The sequence below is a fragment of the Caballeronia calidae genome (assembly GCF_900044055.2).
GTDB lineage: Bacteria > Pseudomonadota > Gammaproteobacteria > Burkholderiales > Burkholderiaceae > Caballeronia > Caballeronia calidae.
The window spans coordinates 1-1494 of the sequence record NZ_FCOX02000266.1 but is presented as its reverse complement, the minus strand read 5'-3'; the positions used below and the strand labels follow the sequence as shown (position 1 = coordinate 1494).

1 protein-coding gene is annotated in these 1494 nt (G+C 64.9%); it reads left to right on the top strand.

Features of this window, described 5'->3' with window-relative positions; genetic code table 11:
- Positions 1 to 180: 180 nt before the first annotated feature.
- Positions 181 to 1494, top strand: a 1314-nt coding sequence (locus AWB78_RS42515) for a beta strand repeat-containing protein (protein ID WP_232478144.1), incomplete at its 3' end; no start/stop codon positions are given.

Genomic DNA, 1494 nt, shown 5'->3' with positions numbered 1-1494 from the left:
GGCGGCAATGTGTCGATCACGGCGGGGACGACGCTCTCGGGTGGGGCCATCAGCGTGGGGTCGATCGCGACCAACGGAGGCTCGATTGTGTTGAGCAATCAGGGTCCCACGTCCCAGGCGGGTTACGGCGTGCAAGCGGGGGTGCTCAATACGAGCCTCGCGAGCGGCACGGGTGGGGCCGTGACGGTGTATGGCAACGACGTGAGCGCGGGAAGCGCCGTGGGCGTGTCCATTGGTTCGATTGTGTCGGGCGGTGGGGCGGTCAATCTGACGGGCTTGGTCAACGCGAGTAATGGCAGCGCCGGCGTCTCGTTGGGCAGCGTCTACACGGGGGGCGGTGCGCTCAGTGTGAGTGCGGTGGTGGGAGGCAGCGCATCAAGTAGTGCCTCTGCGCTGGTGTTGGCCAGCTTGGCGACCTTATCGAGCGCGGGCGGAGCGATCACGCTGAATGCCTCAAATACGGATGTAAATAACGGAAGCGCGGGTGGCGACGCGGTCAGCTTTCTGAATGGCGGGTTAATCGATAGCGCCGGCGGCAATTTGTTGGCCAACTGGTTCACAGCCAGCGGCGGCGTCATAGCGGGAGCGGCAACGGGCACGGCCGTTGTTTTGCGCTCAGGCAGCGGCGCGTTGAATCTGAACTTAGCGGGCGCATTGGGTTATGCCTTGGTCTTTCCGACCAGGGTGCAGCTGGGCGGCAGCGCTCAGAGCGGGAATATTTCAGTGCACGCGGATGTCGGTAATCTGGCCCTCAGTGGCGTGTCTGCGCAGACGGCGGGTGCGCTGACGGTGCAGTCGGGTTCGGGGCTGGCGAGTCTAGCGGGCATGACGGTGGGTTTAAACAACCTTCAGGGCCTGACGACCAGCGGGGTGTTCAGCGCGGTGACGCTGGGCGATGCGAATACGACGAACATTACAGGGATATCCTCGATTGCCGCAAGTGGCGCAGTGGCGGCAACGGCGAGCAGCCAAATTTTACTCGGCGCGGTGACGGGTAGTTCGGTGAGCGTGAGCGCGGGGGCATTGGTGAGCCTCTCAAGCATCAGCACGAGCGGCGGCAATGTGTCGATCACGGCGGGGACGACGCTCTCGGGTGGGGCCATCAGCGTGGGGTCGATCGCGACCAACGGAGGCTCGATTGTGTTGAGCAATCAGGGTCCCACGTCCCAGGCGGGTTACGGCGTGCAGGTGGGGGTGCTCAATACGAGCCTCGCGAGCGGCACGGGTGGGGCCGTGACGGTGTATGGCAACGACGTGAGCGCGGGAAGCGCCGTGGGCGTGTCCATTGGTTCGATTGTGTCGGGCGGTGGGGCGGTCAATCTGACAGGCTTGGTCAGCGGGGCGAGTGGCCACGCCGGCGTCTCGTTGGGCAGCGTCTACACGGGGGGCGGTGCGCTCAGTGTGAGTGCGGTGGTGGGAGGCAGCGCATCAACTAGTGCCTCTGCGCTGGTGTTGGCCAGCTTGGCGACCTTATCGAGCGCGGGCGGAGCGATC